The 1,442-nt window shown below is 69.0% G+C and carries 2 protein-coding genes; both read right to left on the bottom strand.

The genetic code is table 11. From position 1 onward, the window contains the following. On the bottom strand, nt 1–748 hold a 748-nt coding region (locus tag D7X99_RS41860), incomplete at its 3' end, for a transposase (RefSeq protein ID WP_147476434.1). A gap of 115 nt (nt 749–863) precedes the next feature. After that, entirely contained in the window at nt 864–1,229 is a 366-nt protein-coding gene (gene tnpB / locus D7X99_RS41865; protein WP_121782578.1) for an IS66 family insertion sequence element accessory protein TnpB, read from the bottom strand. Between the last annotated feature and the right edge of the window lie 213 nt (nt 1,230–1,442).

Below are 1,442 nucleotides of genomic sequence, written 5' to 3' on the forward strand. Positions count from 1 at the left end.
ACAGCATCATCGGCGACACGCAAGAAACCGGCTCGCTGATGGGCGACGAGTTCTGCTTCGGCCGCTCCCCCTCATCCAGTCGGTCCGAGAATGGGGCCGTCTCCCTCAACCACCGTGCGCGGCAACAGTCGGCCCACACCACCTCGGAGGCCACAATGACTTGCAAGAGGTGCCTGGAGAGCGGCTGCAATACCGAAGCGGACTGGTGGAAGAGGTCCGTCAGCGTGCTGCGATGCATGGGCACGCCGCCCCGCTCTACGCGCTGGGCGAGCCGGTGCAAGGGCATGGCGTCCGCGCATTTGGACGTCACCACGTGCGCCAGGAAGCCCGGGCCGTACTCGCCTCTGTCCACCACCCGCACGGGGGCCGGGGCCGTCACTACGCCCTGGCCGCATGCGCACGCGAGGACTTCCTGTACGTGCACCTGGCGCTCGAAGAAGGCCGGGACGTACTCGTACATTACCGAGGTGCGCCCCGTGCCCAAGGGCTTCAGGTCCTCGCTGCCGCACGTGGGGCAATGGCGCGCCTCGGGTGGCACCACGTGCCGCACTTCGCGCGTAGGGGCCTCCTCGGCCTTGCGCGCCGCGCGCTTCTGGCGCTTCGCCAAGGCAGCCGTCGCCCGAGCCGTCTCCTCTTCGGGGCTGGGTGACGCGCCTCTCAGCTCCGAGGCGACAGGCGGCAGCTTCTCCGCTTTGCGGCCGAAGACGCGCCGCTCCAGCGCGGCCATCTTCGACTCCAGCGACGTCATCCGCTCGCGCAGCTCCTCGGCCTCCTCACGCCAGGGGCAGAAATGGTCGAGAGGGAGGACTCTGGGCACCCGCTCTCAACGACTCGCCGGGTAGGCCATTCACCAGGTGACGTGCTCAGCTACCTGTACGCCCTGGGGGCGCCCAGGCAGGCGGGCGCTTCACCTCGGCCACGTCGATGCCATCCAGCAGCATCGCCAGTTGCGTGGCGTCCAGCGTCACCGCCTTCGCCTCCGTGTCCACCCGGGGCAGCCGGAAGCGGCCCGTCTCCAGCCGCTTGTAGAGCAGCACGAAGCCGCCCCGGCTCCACGTCATCACCTTGATGCGGTCGCCCCGCCTGGAGACGAAGGCGAAGAGGTGTCCCGAGTAGACGTCTTCACCCCACGCCGTGCGCACCAGCGCCATGAGCCCGTCAATCGACTTGCGCATGTCCACCGGCTCGGTGGCCAGCACCACGCGCACCGACGCGGGAAGCGTGAACACTGCCTCACCGTCCCAATGCAGCGACGAGCCGGGCCACGTAGTCCACGTCGGCACCCACGGCGAATCGCAAGCGCACTCCGTTTGCCGTAACCGTCCGGCCAACGATGTGCCGTGAGGGATTGCCGGGGGAGCGGTTCGCGGCGGACGCTTCCGGGCATGGCGAAGCAGGTGGAGAAGCCGGAGTGGGCGCGCATCGCGGAAGCCTTCGAGGCC

This window comes from Corallococcus sp. AB032C, assembly GCF_003668935.1.
Classification (GTDB): Bacteria; Myxococcota; Myxococcia; order Myxococcales; family Myxococcaceae; genus Corallococcus; species Corallococcus exiguus.